This is a genomic window from Ruegeria sp. HKCCD6119 (genome assembly GCF_013110585.1).
GTDB lineage: Bacteria > Pseudomonadota > Alphaproteobacteria > Rhodobacterales > Rhodobacteraceae > Ruegeria.
This window is the reverse complement of sequence record NZ_WVQV01000001.1, coordinates 1,248,741-1,266,237: the sequence shown is the minus strand read 5'-3', so window position 1 is coordinate 1,266,237 and position 17,497 is coordinate 1,248,741. Positions and strand designations below refer to the sequence as shown.

Here is a 17,497-nt window from a genome sequence, read left to right as displayed (position 1 = left end):
AGTTTGGTTCTGTTTTTGAAGTTAAGCCGCCTGAGTGGCGGAGAGAAAACCCCGAAGCCGTTCGGATTCAGGAGATGTGAAGATATCTTCCGGCGTGCCTTCTTCCTCGATCAGGCCCTGGTGCAGGAACACCACGTGGCTTGAAATGTCGGCGGCCATTTTCATGTCATGCGTTACTATGATCATGGTGCGCCCTTCGGCGGCCAGGTCCTTGATCACCTTTATCACTTCCTGTTCCAGTTCAGGGTCCAAAGCCGAAGTCGGTTCATCAAACAGCAGGGCTTCGGGTTCCATGCACAGGCCGCGGGCGATGGCGGCGCGTTGTTGCTGCCCCCCCGACAATTGCGCCGGATAGGCGTCGCATTTGTCGCCGATGCCAACTTTGTCCAGATACTTGCGCGCGCTGTCTTCAACCTCGGCCCTGTCGCGCCCCAGAACGGTCACTGGGGCCTCCATCACATTTTGCAGGATGGTCATATGAGCCCAAAGATTGAACTGTTGAAACACCATCGACAGGTTGGTGCGTATGCGCAGAACCTGTTTGGAGTCGGCGGGGCGGCGCCCGTGCTTTTCCCCGGACCATTTGACAGGCTCACCCTTGAAAAGGATTTCTCCTTGCTGGCTGTCCTCCAAAAGGTTGCAGCACCGCAAAAGCGTCGATTTGCCGGACCCAGACGACCCAATCAGTGATACCACGTCACCGCGATGTGCCGTGATATCGACCCCCTTCAACACCTCTAGATTTCCGAAGCTTTTGTGAAGGTCTTTGATTTCGATGACGGGGGCAGTTTCTGTCACGGGCAGTCCAGTGGTTGGTGGTGTTGGTGCGGTACTAGGACCGAAAAAAAAGGTCAATGCAATGCGCAAATGACAGAATCAAGCGGAGAAACATCCAAACTGGCCAAAATCAGTCGTCAAATTGGGCAGTCGCTGATCCGCTATCTTTGGGAGAAGGCGGAGTGGGGACCGCCAGGTAGTGCGCCGCGGGAATATCGATCAACCCGCGTATATGCAGAAATCGTTGGTCGTCGTCGCAAAGCTGGTCAATTGCGGCCCGAACAGCGCCTGCAATGACCTGCGGATTCTGACTCATCGATGTGATGTAGGGAAGGGTCGGAGTCGGAGTCGTTCTTGCCAGTTCGCGCAGTTTGGTTCCCAAATTGCTATGTTGTTGCAGCATCAGCCACGTCAACATGTCCAGCGCGGCAAAGTCCGCTTTGCCACCTGCGACGGCTTGGGCAGACAGCGCATGCCCGCCGGTTTCCAACAGTCCGGCGGGGTGCAGGTTTGCCTGGATCATATGTGTGATCGGGGCTGCCCAGCCGGATTGGGACAAGCCCTCATTATACGCGAAAACCCCTGTGCTCAGCCCCGCCAGATCCCGGTCGTCGTCATTCCGTGCCACAAAGACAGAGCAATAGTATCCGGGGGGACATCCAGGCAGGCCATAGTCCGGAGTGCCAACCAGTTGCACGTGACCATGCAATCGGGTTCGAAACGGCATGCCGCAGGTTTGTGCCAGAATCAGGTTTGGGTCCTGCCAGACCGCCCATTCGTCTTTATCGCGGGTAAGGGTTTGGGGGCCTGACTCAAGTTGCGCGCGAATCAAGCTCCAGAACCTGTCATTGGCGGCTTGCAGGGGGGGCATGTCATACATGCCCAGCATGGCAATCACGATTTTGCAGCCTTTTGCCGTGCCAAAGCGGAATCCACGTCACTTACGCCCAGAAGACTGACCACCAGACGCAGCAGCGAATCTTCCTCGCTGGTGCGGTGCCCATCGGCCAATGCCACGGACCACAGCGCCTGAACGACCGCAAGCCGATCTTCATAGGCAACCGCCTCTTTGATGGCTCGGGTAAAGCGGACGGTGTCCGGGGCCTCGGCCTCAAGATCTTCGGCGCGGGCACGCAGGGCGGCGCATTCGAACGGGGACAGGCCATAGCGTTGCGCCGAAATTCGGTCGATACGGGCCATTTCGGTATCGGAATAGTCATTGTCGGACCGCGCCAGACGCACCAGCAGGGCCGTAAGGGCCAGGCGGGCATCATCGTCGACAAGAGGATCGGGCTGAGGCTGCGTAAGCCTGGAAAGAAACTCACTGAACATGCGTTAGATATAGCGAGCGTCTAACCCACATCCAAGCGGCTTTGAACGCGTTCACGCGCAGCCTTGCTGTCGTTGAAGCTCAACCCCATGGCAACGCGGGCTTCCTCGACGATTTTCACCTCGCCTTCGTCGGTGTTTCCATCTGCCAGGACAACTTCCCACAGCGCATCCAGAGCGGCCAGGCGTTCCTTCAGATCCGTGGTCTCGCGGATCAGCTTGCCGAAGGTATCGGTATCCGGCGCGGCCGCATGAAGCTTTTCGCAAGTGGCGCGCACCTTGGCTGCTTCGATTGCGTTATGCTGGTAAAGACGGGCCAGGATTTTGTCGATCAGGCGGATCTCTTCCAGCTTGTAGTCCCGATCAGCCTGCGCCACGCGAACCATGAGCGCGCCCAGAGCAAGTTCGGCATCCGGGTCCGGAAGATGTTCATGCTGGGGCGGTCTGAGCGCCTGAAGGAACTTTTTCAACATGGTAAAAGATTATTCCATATTTTGTGGTGCGCCAAGCGTAGTCTACCCGTCATAGCCCTGAATGATCACAAGATCGCCCATCGATACCGGGGCGCGCAGTGCTTTGGCTTTCTGGTATGCTTCGCTTTCGTAACAGGCAAGCGCATCCTCATAGCTGGGAAATTCGATCACAACGGTCCGGGCGCGCGCTGCGCCTTCCTTCACTTCGCGCTTTCCTCCGCGTGTCAGAAAGCGCGCACCATAAGCTGCAAAGGGCTCCGCATTTGCAGCAATGTAGGTCTTGTACGTGTCCATGTCGTCCACATCGACATGTGCAACCCAATAGCCTTTCATCAGGCTTGCCTCCTGTTCGGTTTCAAAAGCAGGGTGATGAGAAGTGGCGGCAATTGCAATCCCACAACTTCAGGGTGATCAGTCGCGGTAGTGAATAGCGGCGTGTGCCTGATCTGTTAACCACTTGATCATCTGACGATAAGGAACCGGGCCATAGCTGACGCGCGCAACCCCCAGTTCAGCCAGGCGGAGAGTGCCGGGGGTGCCGGGCAGGGCGATGATGTTGACTGGCAGGTTGGTACGCTCGCACAGATGGCCGATCATCGCCTCGTCTTTCAGCCCCGGAGCAAAAAAACCGCTGGCACCCGCTGCCTCATAGGCCGAAGCACGGGCAATGGCGTCGTTCAGCATGGCCTCATCATGTGTTTCTGCCGGGGCCTTCAGGAAAATGTCAGTTCTTGCGTTGACATAGGCAGGTATGCCCACGTCTTCGCAGGCCGCGCGCATGGCTTCGATACGTTTGGCCTGAACCGCTGTATCGTACAGCCCGTCGCCGCCGATGATCTGATCTTCGAAGTTGAAACCAACCACGCCGCAATCCAGCGCACGCTTGACGTTTTGCGCGATGCCCTGTGGATCTTCGGCATATGCCCCTTCGAAATCCAGTGTCACCGGAAGATCAACCGCTGCAACGATGCGGCGCGCATTGTCCAATGCGGTCTCAAGCGGGATGTTCTGACCGTCGCCAAAACCCTGTGCCATGGCGACAGGTGCACTGCCGGTTGCAATGGCTTGCGCGCCAGCATCCCGCACCGCGCCGGCACTGCCGGCATCCCAGATGTTGAACAGAATGACGGGGGCGCCCTTTTTGTGAAGGCTGGCAAAGGTCTTCGCGCGTTGGGATTGATCGCTCATCGAGGCTCTCCTGTCGTGGTGTGATCAACAGTTAACCCCATGAGGGCAGACCGAGTAGAGGTTTTTTTGCTCGGCAGCGTCACATTGAAGTGACGGAAACCGCACGGCCCGGTCCACGGCAAGATGGTCCGGGCCATGCTGGTGCATGGGCAAACGGCGGTGCGTGCCTCAGGCTTCTTCTGCCGCGCCGGATACAAATTTTGCGCTGAAGTTGGCCTCACCCAAACGCTTCAACAGGTTCAGCTGAGTGTCCAGCCAGTCCTTGTGGCCTTCTTCTTCCAGCAAGATGCGTTCGAACAGGGTCCTTGACCCGACATCGCCGACCTCGGCGGCCTGCAACGCGGCCTTGGTATAGAAGTCGACCGCCTCGGTTTCATCCTTCAGGTCCGCGGCAAACATGTCTTCCAGAGACCCCGCTGCGACTGGGTTTTTCTGAAACGCAATCTCGGGCACGCCGCCAAGGAACAGGATACGCTCGATGAACGCGTCGGAGTGACCCAATTCTTCCTGCATTTCAGCGCGCATTTTTTCGGCAAGGATGTCCAGCCCCCAGTCCTCCAGCACATGGGCATGCAGCTGGTACTGGTGCGCTGCCGTCAGCTCCATATGAAGCGCTTGCTGGAGGTTGGTAATCGTTGTTGCGTTGCTCATCGGAAATCTCCTGAAACTCTGAACGGCATAGAGCCTGCGAAGCAGAAATTCTGCTTGCACATACAGTTAAGAGATCAGCCCGCACAAAACAACGCGGGGTGACAGTCCGACACAGCTCAGGGTTAGACCAAGCGCGAGGTGTCTTTCGCAGCGCGCACGAAATCGCGAAACAGCGGATGCGGGTCGAACGGTTTGGACTTCAGTTCCGGATGGTACTGAACGCCGATGAACCATGGGTGATCCGCCCATTCCACGATTTCGGGCAGGCGTCCGTCCGGCGACATGCCCGAAAATTTCAGACCCGCTTTTTCAAGCTGCTCACGGTACTTGATGTCCACTTCATAGCGGTGACGGTGGCGCTCTTCGATCTGTGTGCCGCCATAAACTTCAGCGACTTTCGATCCTTCTGCCAGCACCGCATTGTAAGCGCCCAGGCGCATGGTGCCGCCCTTGTCGTCACCGACCTTGCGTTCGACCTTGTGATTGCCCTGCACCCATTCCTTCAGATGGTACACGACAGGTTCAAAACGTTTCTTCCCGGCTTCGTGGTCGAATTCTTCCGAACCAGCTTCCTTGATGCCAGCCGCATTTCGGGCGGCCTCGATCACGGCCATCTGCATCCCAAGGCAGATGCCCAGGTAGGGGACTTTTTGCTCGCGCGCATATTGCGCGGCCTTGATTTTGCCCTCTGTGCCGCGTTCGCCAAAGCCTCCGGGGACGAGGATGGCGTGGAAACCCTCAAGATGGGGGGCGACGTCTTCGTTATCGAACACCTCGGCGTCAACCCATTCGACCTTGACCTTGACCCGGTTGGCCATGCCGCCATGGGTCAGCGCCTCGGCAATCGATTTATAGGCGTCTTCAAGCTGCGTATACTTGCCTACGATGGCGACCTTCACTTCGCCCTCGGCGTTGTGGATGCGGTCGCTGACGTCTTCCCATTTTGCCAGATCGGGTTTGGGCGCTGGGCTGATCTGGAACGCGTCCAGAACGGCCTGATCCAGACCTTCGCGGTGATAGGCCAGCGGCGCGTCATAGATGGTGCTCAGGTCCTGCGCTGCGATCACGCTGTCGGGGCGCACGTTACAGAACAGCGCCAGTTTCTCGCGCTCCTTGGTCGGGATCGGACCTTCAGAGCGACAGACCAGAATATCCGGCGCCAGACCGATCGAGCGCAGTTCCTTCACCGAGTGCTGAGTCGGTTTGGTTTTCAGCTCGCCCGAGGCCTTGATATAAGGCAGCAGCGTCAGGTGCATGAAGATGCACTGCCCGCGCGGCTTGTCCTGACTGAACTGGCGGATCGCCTCGAAAAACGGTAGGCCCTCAATATCGCCCACGGTGCCACCGATTTCGCACAGCATGAAATCAACCTCATCCTCGCCGATGGCGATGAAATCCTTGATCTCGTTGGTGACGTGCGGGATCACCTGAATGGTCTTACCCAGATAGTCCCCGCGGCGTTCCTTTTCGAGCACGTTGGAATAGATCCGCCCCGAACTGACCGAGTCGGTCTTGCGCGCGGCCACGCCGGTGAATCGTTCGTAATGGCCCAGGTCCAGATCGGTTTCGGCCCCGTCATCGGTGACGAACACTTCGCCATGTTCAAACGGAGACATCGTGCCGGGATCGACGTTCAGATAGGGGTCCAGCTTGCGCAGCCGCACCGAATATCCCCGGGCTTGCAAAAGCGCGCCCAACGCCGCCGAAGCCAGTCCTTTGCCCAAGGACGAAACCACACCACCAGTGATGAAAATAAATCGCGCCATAGTTTTTCGGCTGCTCCCGTGAGACGTCAAAATCAGCTGCCCGACGGTTTCGAAAAACCGCTGCATCACGGGACTTCACGTATAAAGGATTCGCGCCAAAAGCGCAAGAGAACCGCAAGATGCTGTTGCAGTCCTCTTCCATGTTTCTAGGTTTTGTAGGTCAGTCGGCCTGCGGGATCAGCGGCGCGTTGTCGCCCTGTGCAGGCGGCAGAAGGTCATCCGCCGACGGAATTGCCGGAGTATTTTCTTCGCTTGAAGCCGGAGCCGGCACGCCCAAACGGTCGATCACCGAGCTGCCCGAAGATTTCTGCGCCGCCAGAATGGTCAGCGTGATCGAGGTCACGATGAAGCAAGCGGCAAGGATCCAGGTCAGTTTGCCCAAAGCGGTCGCTGCTGCACGGCCTGTCATGGCTCCGCCACCACCGCCACCCATGCCAAGGCCACCGCCTTCGGACCGCTGCATCAGAACAACGGCAATCAAGCCAAGGGCCAAAAGAAGGTGGATGATGAGAACGACGTTTTCCATGGTGTTCCTGTACAGCGTGGCGTGTATCGCGTGGTATCTATGCAAGTTTGCCAGCGGGGGCAAGTGAGGAGTTCGCATCACCGCACGTGATATGTCATATCACGTCAAAGGGACTGGACAGAACGCCGATGCGTGACGCAGGCTGCGGCCCATGCCTCATGACGACCACGACCACCCGCACGCCCTTTTGCCGCCCGAACCCGCGCTGCGCGTCAAAGCGCTGGAAACGATTCTGACCCGCAAGGGCTTGATCGACCCGGCGGCTCTGGACGAAATCATAGACACCTATCAGAACAGGATTGGCCCGCAGAACGGCGCGCGGGTGGTTGCCAAAGCCTGGAGCGACCCAGCTTTCAAGGCCGCTCTGCTGGAAGACGCCACCTCGATGGTCGCGGATCTTGGTTACTATGGACGCCAGGGCGAACACATGGTTGTTGTCGAGAACACGCCAACCCGACACAACATGGTCGTCTGCACCTTGTGCAGCTGCTATCCTTGGCCGTTGCTGGGTATCCCGCCGGGCTGGTACAAATCTGATGCCTACCGTGCCCGAGCGGTGCGTGAACCCCGCAAGGTACTGGCCGAATTCGGCCTCACCCTGCCTGAAGACACTTCGGTGCGGGTGTGGGATTCGACCGCCGAGGTTCGCTATCTCGTTCTGCCGATGCGTCCCGATGGAACTGATGGGATGAGCGAGGAGGCGCTTGCCGCACTTGTGACACGTGACAGCATGATCGGCACGGGTTTGCCGAAGGCCCCTTCATGACCCGCGTTCACGATATGGGCGGCCGCTTTGGAGATGGTCCGATAAATCCCGAGGCCGAGGACGCGCCGGTTTTTGCCGAAGACTGGCACGCACGGGCGCTGGCAGTGACACTTGCATCCGGCTTTCTGGGGCAGTGGAATATCGACGTATCCCGCCACGCAAGGGAACGGTTGTCGCCAAAGGACTATACCCGGTTTTCATATTACGAGAAATGGATTTCGGGCCTGGCTGACTTGTTGGTAGAACACGGCGTTCTTTCCCTGGATGACCTGCGCAGCGGCGGAGAGGATGGGCCGCATCCGTTGGCGGAACGGATGCTCAAGGCGGACGCCGTGTCAGCCGCTCTGGCCAAAGGTGGACCGGCGGACAGACCTTCGAACGTGGCGGTGCAGTTTTCTGTCGGTCAACAGGTGGTCACGACCCGTCCGGCGGGAAATCGCATTGTGGATGGCGGGCACACACGCCTGCCGAATTATGCGTCCGGTGCCAGGGGTCGAATACTGCGCCTGCACGGAACCCATGTCCTGCCCGATTCCAATGCTCATGGGCTGGGCGAAGCGCCTGAACCGATCTATGCCGTGGTCTTTCCCGCATCGCAACTTTGGACCAGCCCTGAGCATCCGGATGACGAAGTGGTACTGGATCTCTGGCAAAGCTATCTGGAACCGGCATGAGCGGCTGCAACGAACATTCAGCCCCAGAACCGGTGTTTGCCGAACCCTGGCACGCTCAGGTCTTTGCCGTCACCGTTGCCCTGAACGAGGCGGGGCGGTTCGAATGGGCGGATTGGGCGGCCCGGTTCTCGGACACGTTGAAGCGCCACGGGCTTGCGCGAAAGCTGGACGGCGGCGACGACTATTTCCGTGCATGGCTGGAAACGCTCGAGGGGTTGCTGGCCGAGCAGGGCGTCGCGCCGCCACGGGAGGTAAAATGGCTACATGAGTCCTGGGAAGAGGCTTATCTGACGACACCTCATGGGCAACCGGTGCATCTGCGTTGATGCCGGGCAGGGGGCTCTGCCCCCGCCGCCCGTTCCGTGCGGCTCCCCCGGGATATTTTCAGCCAGATGAAGCAGGGGATCCGCTTTTCATCTGGCCATAAATATCCCCGCCGGAGGCATCGCGTGTTCGCGCGATTTTCATCTGCGGCGAAATATCGGTTTCCCTGCCGTTTCCGCCCAGCTATACGAGCCGGGTTTGATAACTCAGCGCAAAAGGACCGGATATGGCCAACGTGGTTGTTGTCGGCGCCCAGTGGGGTGACGAAGGAAAAGGCAAGATCGTCGACTGGCTCAGCGAACGGGCGGACGTGATCGCGCGTTTTCAGGGCGGGCATAATGCCGGACATACGCTGGTGATTGATGGCGAAGTTTACAAGCTGCACGCTCTGCCGTCCGGTGTCGTGCGCGGCGGTAAGCTGAGCGTCATCGGCAACGGCGTGGTGTTGGACCCCTGGCATCTGGTCAAGGAAATCGCGACCATCCAGGCACAAGGTGTAGAGATCACCCCCGATACGCTGATGATTGCCGAGAACACCCCGTTGATCCTGCCGATCCACGGTGAATTGGATCGCGCTCGTGAAGAGGCGGCCAGCAAGGGGACCAAGATCGGCACAACAGGTCGTGGGATTGGACCGGCCTATGAAGACAAGGTCGGGCGTCGTTCTGTTCGTGTCGCGGATCTGGCGGATGAAGCCACGCTCGAGGCTCGGGTGGACCGTGCTTTGCAGCACCATGACCCGCTGCGCAAAGGTCTGGGAATCGAACTGGTCGACCGCGACGCGCTGATTGCCCAATTGAAAGAGATCGCGCAGAGCATCCTGCCTTTTGCCGCACCTGTGTGGAAAGTGCTGAACGAAAAGCGCAAAGCCGGAAAACGCATCCTTTTCGAAGGGGCGCAAGGCGCGCTGTTGGACATCGATTTCGGCACCTATCCATTTGTGACCTCGTCCAACGTGATCGCAGGCCAGGCCGCGACAGGGGTGGGGATTGGACCGGGATCGATCGACTTTGTGCTGGGGATTGTAAAAGCCTACACCACCCGTGTCGGCGAAGGCCCATTCCCGACCGAACTTGAGGATGCGGACGGTCAGCGCCTTGGGGAACGCGGGCATGAGTTCGGAACAACGACAGGTCGCAAGCGCCGCTGTGGCTGGTTTGATGCGTGCCTGGTCCGTCAGACCTGCGCGACCAGTGGCGTGAACGGTATCTCATTGACAAAGCTGGATGTTTTGGACGGGTTTGAAACGCTTAAAATCTGCACCGGATATGAGCTGGATGGCCAACGGCTGGACTATCTGCCCACCGCGGCCGATCAACAGGCACGGTGCACCCCCATCTATGAAGAAATGCCGGGCTGGAGCGAATCCACTGAAGGCGCGCGCAGCTGGGCCGAATTGCCCGCCAACGCAATCAAGTATGTGCGCCGGGTGGAAGAGCTGATCGAATGCCCTGTGGCCCTTTTGTCCACCAGCCCGGAGCGGGACGACACCATTCTGGTGACCGACCCGTTTGCAGATTGATGAACAAAGAGCAGAAAACAGGCCTGAGCTACAAAGCGCGCCGGCGCTGGTCGTTGGTTATACTTGTGATCGGCCTGCCACTTTACATTGTGGCGGTGGTGACGGTTTTGAACTGGCTGGAGCGCCCCCCGATATGGGTGGAACTTCTGGTCTATATCGTTCTTGGCATTCTTTGGGCCCTGCCGTTCAAGTTCGTTTTTCGCGGCGTTGGCAAAGAGGACCCGGATCAATCCTGAGCCGGGTTTGGCACTGCAAAAGATTAAGCGGGCAAACGCCGTGCGCGTAAACGCGCGCAATTATACGTGGGTTCTGTGACTTTGCTGAATTGAGCCGGGCCATTGCTCGGACCAAGGCGGCTGGTCGGGCCCGGCACAATGGGCAACGTTGGGTCGTGTTTAACAGCGGGCGTTTGTCTCTGGACGTGCCATAGCAAAAGGGCCGGGGTTCACCCGGCCCTTTTTGTCAATTGGCGCGGCAGTCAGCCGACTGCGCGCTCATCATCAGGACGGAAGCCGATCAGGTCAGAGGCCGCAAAACGGCCGCCGCCGGCTTTTTCGATTTTTCCATCGCGCAGCAGCTGTCCGAAGGAACGCAGGCTTTCTTCGCGATTGAACTCATCCTGCTTCAAAGAACGAACCTTGTTCATCAGTTGCGGGCGCGAGAATTGTTGCTGTCCTTCGATGAAAGACAGGTAGGCCGCGGCCGCTTCAAGCAGGTCCTGAAGCGACTGTGCACCCTGATCTTGTGCGAATTGCGCAAAACCGCCTTCTTCCGACTCGGTTTCTTCTGCCTGAGTGGTCACGCGACGCGGCATCACGGGGCCGTTGGATTCGCTTTGATCGTCCACGCGCTGCTCGGCAACCAGCTTCAACGGAGCCGGAGCGTCTGCTTCCGGGCGTATGCTGGTCACGTTTACTTCGGGGCGGCGCGGGCTGACCGCTGACGCAAGATCAACGCGATACTCATCAACAGGCGAGGTGTTCGGGGCCGGTTGGTCATCACGGTCGGCCTCGGTCGCGGCAACGGCGGTGCGAAGGTGCGAATAGGTTTCTCGCGCGTCGCTGCTGGACGGATCCTCCATATGTTCACCGGTTTTGGCCATCAGTCGCGAGATATCCTGATCAGGATCGGCGTCATCCGTCAGTTTTTGGCTAGAACGGCCTGCCATGTCTTTTTCGATTTCGGAAATCTCGGACAGCAGCTGAATTTCGTCCTCTTCCGACAATACTCCTTGCGCCTGATCGTCTTGCGGCTCGTCACTTGCTTCATCTTCGGATTCGATCGCCACGTCTTCGACGTTGAGGATGTTTGGAACATCCTCCTCGTCGATTTCCTCGTCGGTATCCTCTTCAAGATCCGAGAACAGGGGCTCAACAGGAAGCTGCGCGGAGTCGGTTGCGACCTTGATATCTTCATCCCGCAGGTGGTCGGGGGTCAGCTGCACCTGCTGTTCGGAACTGCTTTCGATATTCGGCTCGGCGGATTCGAAGGCCTGGTTTTCAGATTCTGCCGGCGCGTCGTCTTGCACGTCTTCGGCGTCAAGCGCTTGCATATCCTCGATTTCCGAAGCCTCGGGCTGGGCAGGTTCAGCAAAGTCTTCTTCGTTGAGTGCGCCTGCTTCGAACGCGGCGGCCACGGCGTCCACTGGGGGGGCGGTGTTGGCCAGCAGCGAAGATTCCTCGTCTTCGGAATAGGCAGTGGAGGGGACGTCCGAATGGGAAACAACGGCCCGGATGCGTTGCAGTTTTGCGGCAATGCTGTCGGCCGGCGGAGATGTGGTGGCGTCGACGGCCTCCGCGTCCGTGAACGCGGTCCGCCCCGGGCTTGCTTGGGTATATTCGGGAGGGGGGGTGGTCATGGCACCTGCATTTTGCGCTTGCGGGACCGGTGCGTCAGACGCGACCGGTGCCGGGGCTTCGGTGTTTGGAGCGGCACGCAGCAGAAGCCCGGATTCGTTTTGGCTGGCTTCGACGCGTTGCGATGCGTCGCGGCGTGCGATACGGGTCAGCATTTCGGCGTCTGGTTGTGGAGGCTCTGAGCCGAAGTAACGATCATCCGCGGCAAGATCGCGGAAATATTCGGCAATGGCTTTCATCGTTTCAAAGGAATCGTCGAATCCTTCCAAAGTGCAGGAGAAGGTTCCATATGAAACGGTTAATACCTTGTTATTCTGTACCATCAGACGCACGTCCTTTACAAACTACGAGAGCCCACTTACCCGGAATCGGGAGCACACGAAGGCTCTGAACTTTATGCATGAACCTATCATTTTGTGGTCTTAATGTGTCCAAATCCGGGAAAAATGGCCAATCTTAGGAAAAATGAACCAATTGTACGCTCTGCCGATCCAATCGGGCTGTTTGGGGGTGGTTTTGTTGGTTCCGAGGACCTGAATTTGGTGCTGAACCGCGTCACTTCTGTCGTAGCGGCGGATGGTGGGGCGGCAGTTCTGACAGAATCAGGCCGGATTCCGGACGCGGTCATCGGGGATTTCGATTCGCTGGACAAAGCAACAAAAGCCAAAATCCCGTCTGACCGGCTTTTTGCCATTCGTGAACAGGACAGCACCGATTTCGACAAGGCCTTGCGCAATGTGCAGGCTCCACTGGTTTTGGGGGCCGGTTTTCTGGGCGGACGGCTTGATCATCAGCTTGCTGTTCTGAACGTGCTGGTCAGACGTCAGGAACAGGCCTGCATTCTGCTGGGCGCGCATGAGGTGGTTTTTCACGCGCCTCGCCAAATCCGGCTGCCGGTTTTGCCCGGGGATGTGGTGTCGCTGTTTCCAATGCGCCCTGTGACCGGGCGCAGCACCGGGCTGGAATGGCCCATCGACGGCCTGCGGTTGCAACCGGACGACCGGGTGGGCACCTCTAATCGCGCGCTGTCAGTGGTTGAATTGCAGATGGATGGCCCGGGCCTGTTGGTGATGGTTCCCCGCGCCGCACTCGATCCGCTCATGCAGGTGTTTCTGTCGGGGCAGAGCGAGCGGTGGCCCGTTCGCGAAGAATAACGTACAAACCGGCGGCGACGGTGATCATGATCCCAACCGCTGCCAGTCCGTCGGGCAGGTCGCTGAAGATTGCCCAGCCAATCAGGGTTGCCACCGGGATTTCCAGATATTGCATCGGGGCCAGCGTGGCCGAAGGTGCATAGCGCAGCGACCATGTCATCAGCAGATGCGCGACAGTTCCCAGAATGCCGATAGCGATCAGCAGCCAAAACATGTCGGGGGCGGGCAAGGCGGCTGACAGGTTCCAGATACCAAGCGATGTTCCGATCACAAGGACAGGAACCAGCCCCACAGTGGCCATGACACCAGACACCGCCTGCAAGGAAATCGGATCAGTTTCCTTGGCGATTTGCCGCGTGACCAGCATGAAAAGGGCAAAGACCACGGCAACGATCAACGGCAGCAGGGCAGGTAAGCCCACCTCGGCAAAGCTGGGCTGGATGACCAGAAGTGTGCCGATGAAACCGACGATGCAGGCCACGAGGCGCCGCGCGCCGACCTCTTCGCCCAGAACGTATCTGCCCAGCAGCAACATGATGAACGGCATGACAAAGGCAATGGCGATCGCATCAGCCAGGGGCAGGAACTGCAACGCACTGAACATCGCGGTTATGCCGATGATGTGCAGCAGCGTGCGGATGACTGTCAGGCGCAGGATGCGCCCGTGCATCCGCCAGGGCCGGCCTGTCATCATCACCAGCGGAATGAGAATCAGCGCTTGCACCGCGAACCGGGCTGCAACCAGCAAACCCAACGGTGTCGTTTCGCCCAACAGCTTTGCCATCGCATCCCCCAAGGGTGCAAGCACGCAAAAACCGAGCATCAAAAAGATGCCCAAGACGGGACGATCCTGAGTCATGCGCGCGACGCTATCTGCTTCGCGGCGCGGTGGAAAGGTCGAATGTCAGGCGTCGGGCAGGGGGTGAACCTTTGTGTAATCCGGTCCGGTGCAGGTGGGCAGGTTGTCATCCAGATGCAGCCAGCTCAGTCTTTCCTCATGAGCCACGTGCAACGTGGGCTGCATTGCCTCGGGGGTCTCCAAAGTGGCGACGTATAGATGTAGCACATCCGACATTTTGGCCGAGCGGAACGAGATTGGCGTGCCACAATCCGGGCAAAAGCTGCGCTCGACTCCGGGCGAAGAGTTGAAGCGTTTCGGCTCTTCTCCGATCCAGCGCCAGTGACCGTCACGAACCGCGAAATAGGTTGTCATCGGCGCGGCGCATTGGCGTCGGCAGCTGTCGCAATGACAGGTGACGCAGGACAGGGAAGGAGGGTCGATCTCGTACTTGATGCTGCCGCACAGGCAATGTCCACGCATATCGACCCCCATTTGTTGCGATATCAGCAGTTTGGCACGTTCACGGCCAATCCGCCAAGCGAGGTTTCCTTGTATTTTTCGTGCATGTCATGGCCGGTCTGACGCATCGTCTCGATCACCGCATCCAGCGGCACGAAATGCTCTCCATCCCCGCGAAGGGACAAAGACGCAGCGGACACAGCCTTGATGGCCCCCAGCCCGTTGCGTTCGATACAGGGCACCTGAACCAGCCCGGCGACGGGATCGCAGGTCATGCCCAGATGATGCTCCAACGCGATCTCGGCGGCGTTTTCAACCTGTTCGGGCGTACCGCCCATCACGGCGCAGAGCCCCGCCGCGGCCATGGCTGATGCGCTGCCGACCTCGGCCTGACACCCCGCTTCGGCACCCGAGATGGACGCATTGTATTTGACCAGCCCGCCAATCGCGGCCGCGGTCAGAAGGAAATCTTCGATATGGCTCTCCGAGGCACCGGGAACGTGATCCAGGTAATAGCGCAACACCGCAGGAAGAACGCCCGCTGCCCCGTTGGTCGGTGCCGTTACGACTTGCCCACCGGCGGCGTTTTCTTCGTTGACCGCCATGGCGTAGACGCTCATCCAGTCGTTGATCGTGTGCGGCGCGGTCAGGTTCATGCCGCGTTCGGCGATCAGCGCGTCATAGATACCCTTTGCCCTGCGTCGCACTTTCAGCCCGCCGGGCAGAATGCCGTCGGTCCTCAAACCCCGTTCGATACAGGCATTCATGACGTCCCACAGACGAGCGCATCCTTTGGCGAAACTGTCGGCGCAGCCGCGCGCGATCTCATTGGCGCGCTTCATCTCGGCGATGGTTTTGCCGCTGGACTTGGCCATCTCAAGCATTTCAGCCGCGGATTTGAACGGGAACGGCACCGGTGCGCCCTCATCCGTTGCCTTGCCTTCGGCCAGTTCTTCTTCGGTCAGGACAAAGCCGCCACCGATGGAATAGAATACCTGGCGCAGGATCACGTCCCCCTGCGCGTCCGTGGCCATCAGGATCATCCCGTTGGCGTGTCCCGGCAGGTTGGTGTCATAGTCGAAGATCAGGTCTGTTTTGGGATCGAACTGAAGCGTCGGCAGGCCGTCGGGGGTAACCGTGTGCGTCTTGGCGATATCCGCCAATGCGGCCTCGGCCTTGTTGTTGTCATAGGTGTCCGGAACAAAGCCGGCCAGGCCCAGAATGGTCGCCCGGTCGGTCGCATGGCCGACGCCGGTAAAGGCGAGCGAGCCATGCAGCGAGCCCTTCAGGCCCGCAAATTCGAAAGGTGAAGCACGCATCATATCCAGAAAGCGCGCCGCTGCCACCATGGGGCCCATGGTGTGCGAGGAGGACGGGCCGATGCCCACTTTGAACATATCGAAGACAGAGAGGAACATGTCAGGTAGCTGAGCCTTCTAAGGGGTTGGCGTAAATAGGAGAGGTGTACGGTGCGGGGCCCAGGCCCTCAGCCACGATGGCCGTGTGGGTGGCAGGGCGTGTCTCGAGCTGTGCCAGGATGGTTTGCAGGGCCGGGGTGTCGGCCAGCGCATACCAACTGCGATCCGCATCGGCCGGATACAAGGCCATCCAACGCATCATGCAGGCGACATAATAGGTCAAAACCGACGGGCATTCCGCGCAAAACCAGGCTGGTGCGCGTTTTGCCAGCGCGTCCAGCAGTTGCAGGTGCTGCTTCAAACGGGGTCGGATGCCTGCACGCAGGGTATCAGCCTGTGGCGGGGTGATGTATTTCTCGGCATAGAACAGAATGCGCAGATCGGCGTGCAGCGTGTTGGACGCAAAGAACAGCCATTTCAAAAACTCGGTGCGTTCGGGGGCGTCTGCCGCCGGGGCCAGTTGCCCGTGGCGCTCGGACAGCCACAGCAGAATTGCCGCCGTTTCAAAGATCGGCCCTTGCGGAGTTTCAAGCACCGGGATCAGCCCGTTGGGGTTCAATGACCTGTACGCCGCGCTGTCCTGTTCGTTTCGACGGCGATCGACCAGCACAGCTTCATAGGGCACACCCATTTCTTCCAGCACCAGCCGGATCACCAGCGAGGCGTTGTCAGGGGCGTAGTGCAGGCGGTATCGGTTCAACATGCGGGCAATCTATATGACAAAGATGAGGGCGTAAGACATGATTGCGACGTTTCCGATAGGAAACGCGCAGTCTTCAGGCATCTTTACGCTTGCCGAACCGCAAAATGTGGTCGCAGTCGCGCGGCGCATTCCCTATAACTCCGGCAGGCCAAACTGGGAAAGCTGCCATGACCGGAGAACTGTCGCCCTTCGACACCGCAAAATACGTGGCCGCATGTCGTGCCGCCGAGATGGTCGAGGACGGCATGCGCGTGGGTCTTGGAACGGGATCCACTGCGGCCTGGCTGGTCCGTCGTTTGGGCGAACGGGTGCAGGACGAAGGTCTGCGGATCAAGGGCGTTCCCACGTCCACCCGCACCGCGCAGCTGGCACGCGAAGTCGGGATCGAAGTCATTTCTCTGGATCAGGCCGGGTGGCTGGACATGACCATCGACGGCGCGGATGAATTCGACCCTGACCTGAACCTGATCAAGGGCGGCGGCGGCGCGCATTTGCAGGAAAAGATCGTTGCCACGGCCAGCGATCAGATGGTTGTCATCGCAGATGCCGGGAAAGAGGTGGAAACGCTGGGTGCTTTCCCCTTGCCGGTCGAGGTTGTTCCATTTGGCTGGCAAACCACGCGAACACTGATCGAAGAAGCTCTGGACGCGATGGATGTACTTGGAACCTCGTCGGCGCTGCGTATGAATGGCGCGGCCCCGTTCGTGACGGATGAAGGCAATCACATTCTGGACCTGCACCTGAAACGCATCGGCAATCCCCGTCAGATGGCCCTGATCCTCAACCAGGTTCCTGGCGTGGTGGAAAACGGCCTGTTTATCGATATTTGTGACAAGGTCATCATCGGCCACGGCGACGGGCGGGTCGAACTGCGGGATATCAACGCGGGCACCCTGGAACTGGATCAGCTGCTGAGCGGATCCCGTGAAAACCTGTTTTCCGACCAAACGGACTGAGTTTTATGCAAGCCAATCGGACAAGCGTCGGCAAAAGATCGAAAATTCCGCGCCCGGGGGTTGGCACCGGGGTTTTCGCGCCCAGATATCCAGAGGAATTTTGCAAGTTGAACG

General features: G+C 59.0%; 21 protein-coding genes. 7 read left to right on the top strand and 14 right to left on the bottom strand.

The genetic code is table 11. The features are described from left to right. Positions 1-21: 21 nt before the first annotated feature. The 9 genes from GS611_RS06335 to secG form a co-directional block, all read right to left on the bottom strand. On the bottom strand, positions 22-798 hold the full coding sequence (locus GS611_RS06335; protein WP_171633399.1) for an ATP-binding cassette domain-containing protein: 777 nt from the start codon (positions 796-798) through the stop codon (positions 22-24). A gap of 109 nt (positions 799-907) precedes the next feature. Continuing rightward, positions 908-1,666 carry a phosphate/phosphite/phosphonate ABC transporter substrate-binding protein gene (locus GS611_RS06330; RefSeq protein WP_216598215.1) on the bottom strand — a complete coding sequence of 253 codons (759 nt, stop codon included), beginning with the start codon at positions 1,664-1,666 and terminating at the stop codon, positions 908-910. Positions 1,667-1,671: 5 nt separating this feature from the next. Continuing rightward, the gene (locus GS611_RS06325; protein ID WP_152457569.1) at positions 1,672-2,109 is read right to left on the bottom strand and encodes a TerB family tellurite resistance protein; all 438 of its coding nucleotides are present in this window, start codon (positions 2,107-2,109) and stop codon (positions 1,672-1,674) included. Positions 2,110-2,129: 20 nt separating this feature from the next. Further along, entirely contained in the window at positions 2,130-2,579 is a 450-nt protein-coding gene (locus GS611_RS06320; protein ID WP_171633393.1) for a TerB family tellurite resistance protein, read from the bottom strand. 42 nt (positions 2,580-2,621) lie between these two features. Beyond that, complete coding sequence (locus GS611_RS06315) at positions 2,622-2,915, bottom strand: DUF1330 domain-containing protein (protein WP_152457571.1); 294 nt, start codon at positions 2,913-2,915, stop codon at positions 2,622-2,624. A gap of 75 nt (positions 2,916-2,990) precedes the next feature. Beyond that, positions 2,991-3,767: an isocitrate lyase/phosphoenolpyruvate mutase family protein gene (locus GS611_RS06310; RefSeq protein ID WP_171633390.1), complete on the bottom strand. Its 777-nt coding sequence runs from the start codon at positions 3,765-3,767 to the stop codon at positions 2,991-2,993. Positions 3,768-3,935: 168 nt separating this feature from the next. Then, positions 3,936-4,418 (bottom strand): bacterioferritin, encoded by a 483-nt coding sequence (locus tag GS611_RS06305; RefSeq protein ID WP_171633387.1) that lies wholly within the window; start codon positions 4,416-4,418, stop codon positions 3,936-3,938. A 122-nt stretch (positions 4,419-4,540) separates the two neighbouring features. Then, positions 4,541-6,184, bottom strand: a complete 1,644-nt coding sequence (locus GS611_RS06300; protein ID WP_171633385.1) for a CTP synthase — start codon at positions 6,182-6,184, stop codon at positions 4,541-4,543. 160 nt (positions 6,185-6,344) lie between these two features. Beyond that, positions 6,345-6,710 (bottom strand): preprotein translocase subunit SecG, encoded by a 366-nt coding sequence (gene secG / locus GS611_RS06295; RefSeq protein ID WP_171228482.1) that lies wholly within the window; start codon positions 6,708-6,710, stop codon positions 6,345-6,347. 151 nt (positions 6,711-6,861) lie between these two features. Here secG and nthA point away from each other — a divergent pair, with 151 nt between their 5' ends. The 5 genes from nthA to GS611_RS06270 all read left to right on the top strand — a co-directional run bounded on the left by nthA (position 6,862) and on the right by GS611_RS06270 (position 10,232). Beyond that, a complete protein-coding gene (gene nthA / locus GS611_RS06290; RefSeq protein ID WP_171633382.1) occupies positions 6,862-7,476 on the top strand; it encodes a nitrile hydratase subunit alpha in 615 nt (204 codons plus the stop codon). After that, positions 7,473-8,150 carry a nitrile hydratase subunit beta gene (nthB, locus tag GS611_RS06285; protein ID WP_171633380.1) on the top strand — a complete coding sequence of 226 codons (678 nt, stop codon included), beginning with the start codon at positions 7,473-7,475 and terminating at the stop codon, positions 8,148-8,150. The genes nthA and nthB overlap by 4 nt, the downstream gene beginning before the upstream one ends. After that, positions 8,147-8,476 carry a nitrile hydratase accessory protein gene (locus GS611_RS06280; RefSeq protein WP_171633377.1) on the top strand — a complete coding sequence of 110 codons (330 nt, stop codon included), beginning with the start codon at positions 8,147-8,149 and terminating at the stop codon, positions 8,474-8,476. The genes nthB and GS611_RS06280 overlap by 4 nt, the downstream gene beginning before the upstream one ends. A gap of 224 nt (positions 8,477-8,700) precedes the next feature. Beyond that, positions 8,701-9,996: an adenylosuccinate synthase gene (locus GS611_RS06275; protein WP_171633375.1), complete on the top strand. Its 1,296-nt coding sequence runs from the start codon at positions 8,701-8,703 to the stop codon at positions 9,994-9,996. Then, positions 9,996-10,232: a DUF2842 domain-containing protein gene (locus tag GS611_RS06270; RefSeq protein ID WP_171228487.1), complete on the top strand. Its 237-nt coding sequence runs from the start codon at positions 9,996-9,998 to the stop codon at positions 10,230-10,232. Before GS611_RS06275 ends, GS611_RS06270 begins: the two co-directional genes overlap by 1 nt. Before the next feature lie 242 nt (positions 10,233-10,474). Here the strand turns inward: GS611_RS06270 and GS611_RS06265 are convergent, their stop codons facing one another. After that, positions 10,475-12,175: a hypothetical protein gene (locus GS611_RS06265; RefSeq protein ID WP_171633372.1), complete on the bottom strand. Its 1,701-nt coding sequence runs from the start codon at positions 12,173-12,175 to the stop codon at positions 10,475-10,477. Positions 12,176-12,394: 219 nt separating this feature from the next. Here GS611_RS06265 and GS611_RS06260 point away from each other — a divergent pair, with 219 nt between their 5' ends. Next, entirely contained in the window at positions 12,395-13,006 is a 612-nt protein-coding gene (locus tag GS611_RS06260; RefSeq protein WP_348539509.1) for a thiamine diphosphokinase, read from the top strand. Here GS611_RS06260 and GS611_RS06255 read toward each other — a convergent pair. From GS611_RS06255 to GS611_RS06240, 4 genes are read right to left on the bottom strand one after another with little or no spacing between them, the layout of a single operon-like run. Beyond that, complete coding sequence (locus tag GS611_RS06255) at positions 12,951-13,865, bottom strand: DMT family transporter (RefSeq protein ID WP_171633366.1); 915 nt, start codon at positions 13,863-13,865, stop codon at positions 12,951-12,953. The two genes, GS611_RS06260 and GS611_RS06255, sit on opposite strands and share 56 nt — an antisense overlap. Before the next feature lie 45 nt (positions 13,866-13,910). Beyond that, complete coding sequence (locus GS611_RS06250) at positions 13,911-14,327, bottom strand: GFA family protein (RefSeq protein WP_171633363.1); 417 nt, start codon at positions 14,325-14,327, stop codon at positions 13,911-13,913. Positions 14,328-14,350: 23 nt separating this feature from the next. Further along, complete coding sequence (locus GS611_RS06245) at positions 14,351-15,724, bottom strand: L-serine ammonia-lyase (RefSeq protein WP_171633361.1); 1,374 nt, start codon at positions 15,722-15,724, stop codon at positions 14,351-14,353. A gap of 1 nt (position 15,725) precedes the next feature. Continuing rightward, entirely contained in the window at positions 15,726-16,427 is a 702-nt protein-coding gene (locus GS611_RS06240) for a glutathione S-transferase family protein (protein WP_171633358.1), read from the bottom strand. A 167-nt stretch (positions 16,428-16,594) separates the two neighbouring features. Here GS611_RS06240 and rpiA point away from each other — a divergent pair, with 167 nt between their 5' ends. Continuing rightward, positions 16,595-17,383, top strand: coding sequence for a ribose-5-phosphate isomerase RpiA (gene rpiA, locus GS611_RS06235; protein WP_171633356.1), 789 nt, complete (start codon positions 16,595-16,597; stop codon positions 17,381-17,383). Positions 17,384-17,497 lie beyond the last annotated feature (114 nt).

Coding starts and splice junctions, on each gene's coding strand:
- GS611_RS06275 (WP_171633375.1), top strand. CDS start 8,701: ATGGCCAACGTGGTTGTTGTCGGCGCCCAGTGGGGTGACGAAGGAAAA.
- GS611_RS06245 (WP_171633361.1), bottom strand. CDS start 15,724: ATGTTCCTCTCTGTCTTCGATATGTTCAAAGTGGGCATCGGCCCGTCC.
- rpiA (WP_171633356.1), top strand. CDS start 16,595: ATGACCGGAGAACTGTCGCCCTTCGACACCGCAAAATACGTGGCCGCA.
- GS611_RS06330 (WP_216598215.1), bottom strand. CDS start 1,666: ATGCTGGGCATGTATGACATGCCCCCCCTGCAAGCCGCCAATGACAGG.
- GS611_RS06250 (WP_171633363.1), bottom strand. CDS start 14,327: ATGCGTGGACATTGCCTGTGCGGCAGCATCAAGTACGAGATCGACCCT.
- secG (WP_171228482.1), bottom strand. CDS start 6,710: ATGGAAAACGTCGTTCTCATCATCCACCTTCTTTTGGCCCTTGGCTTG.
- GS611_RS06305 (WP_171633387.1), bottom strand. CDS start 4,418: ATGAGCAACGCAACAACGATTACCAACCTCCAGCAAGCGCTTCATATG.
- GS611_RS06325 (WP_152457569.1), bottom strand. CDS start 2,109: ATGTTCAGTGAGTTTCTTTCCAGGCTTACGCAGCCTCAGCCCGATCCT.
- GS611_RS06255 (WP_171633366.1), bottom strand. CDS start 13,865: ATGACTCAGGATCGTCCCGTCTTGGGCATCTTTTTGATGCTCGGTTTT.
- GS611_RS06310 (WP_171633390.1), bottom strand. CDS start 3,767: ATGAGCGATCAATCCCAACGCGCGAAGACCTTTGCCAGCCTTCACAAA.
- GS611_RS06240 (WP_171633358.1), bottom strand. CDS start 16,427: ATGTTGAACCGATACCGCCTGCACTACGCCCCTGACAACGCCTCGCTG.
- nthA (WP_171633382.1), top strand. CDS start 6,862: ATGCCTCATGACGACCACGACCACCCGCACGCCCTTTTGCCGCCCGAA.
- GS611_RS06320 (WP_171633393.1), bottom strand. CDS start 2,579: ATGTTGAAAAAGTTCCTTCAGGCGCTCAGACCGCCCCAGCATGAACAT.
- GS611_RS06280 (WP_171633377.1), top strand. CDS start 8,147: ATGAGCGGCTGCAACGAACATTCAGCCCCAGAACCGGTGTTTGCCGAA.
- nthB (WP_171633380.1), top strand. CDS start 7,473: ATGACCCGCGTTCACGATATGGGCGGCCGCTTTGGAGATGGTCCGATA.
- GS611_RS06270 (WP_171228487.1), top strand. CDS start 9,996: ATGAACAAAGAGCAGAAAACAGGCCTGAGCTACAAAGCGCGCCGGCGC.
- GS611_RS06300 (WP_171633385.1), bottom strand. CDS start 6,184: ATGGCGCGATTTATTTTCATCACTGGTGGTGTGGTTTCGTCCTTGGGC.
- GS611_RS06265 (WP_171633372.1), bottom strand. CDS start 12,175: ATGGTACAGAATAACAAGGTATTAACCGTTTCATATGGAACCTTCTCC.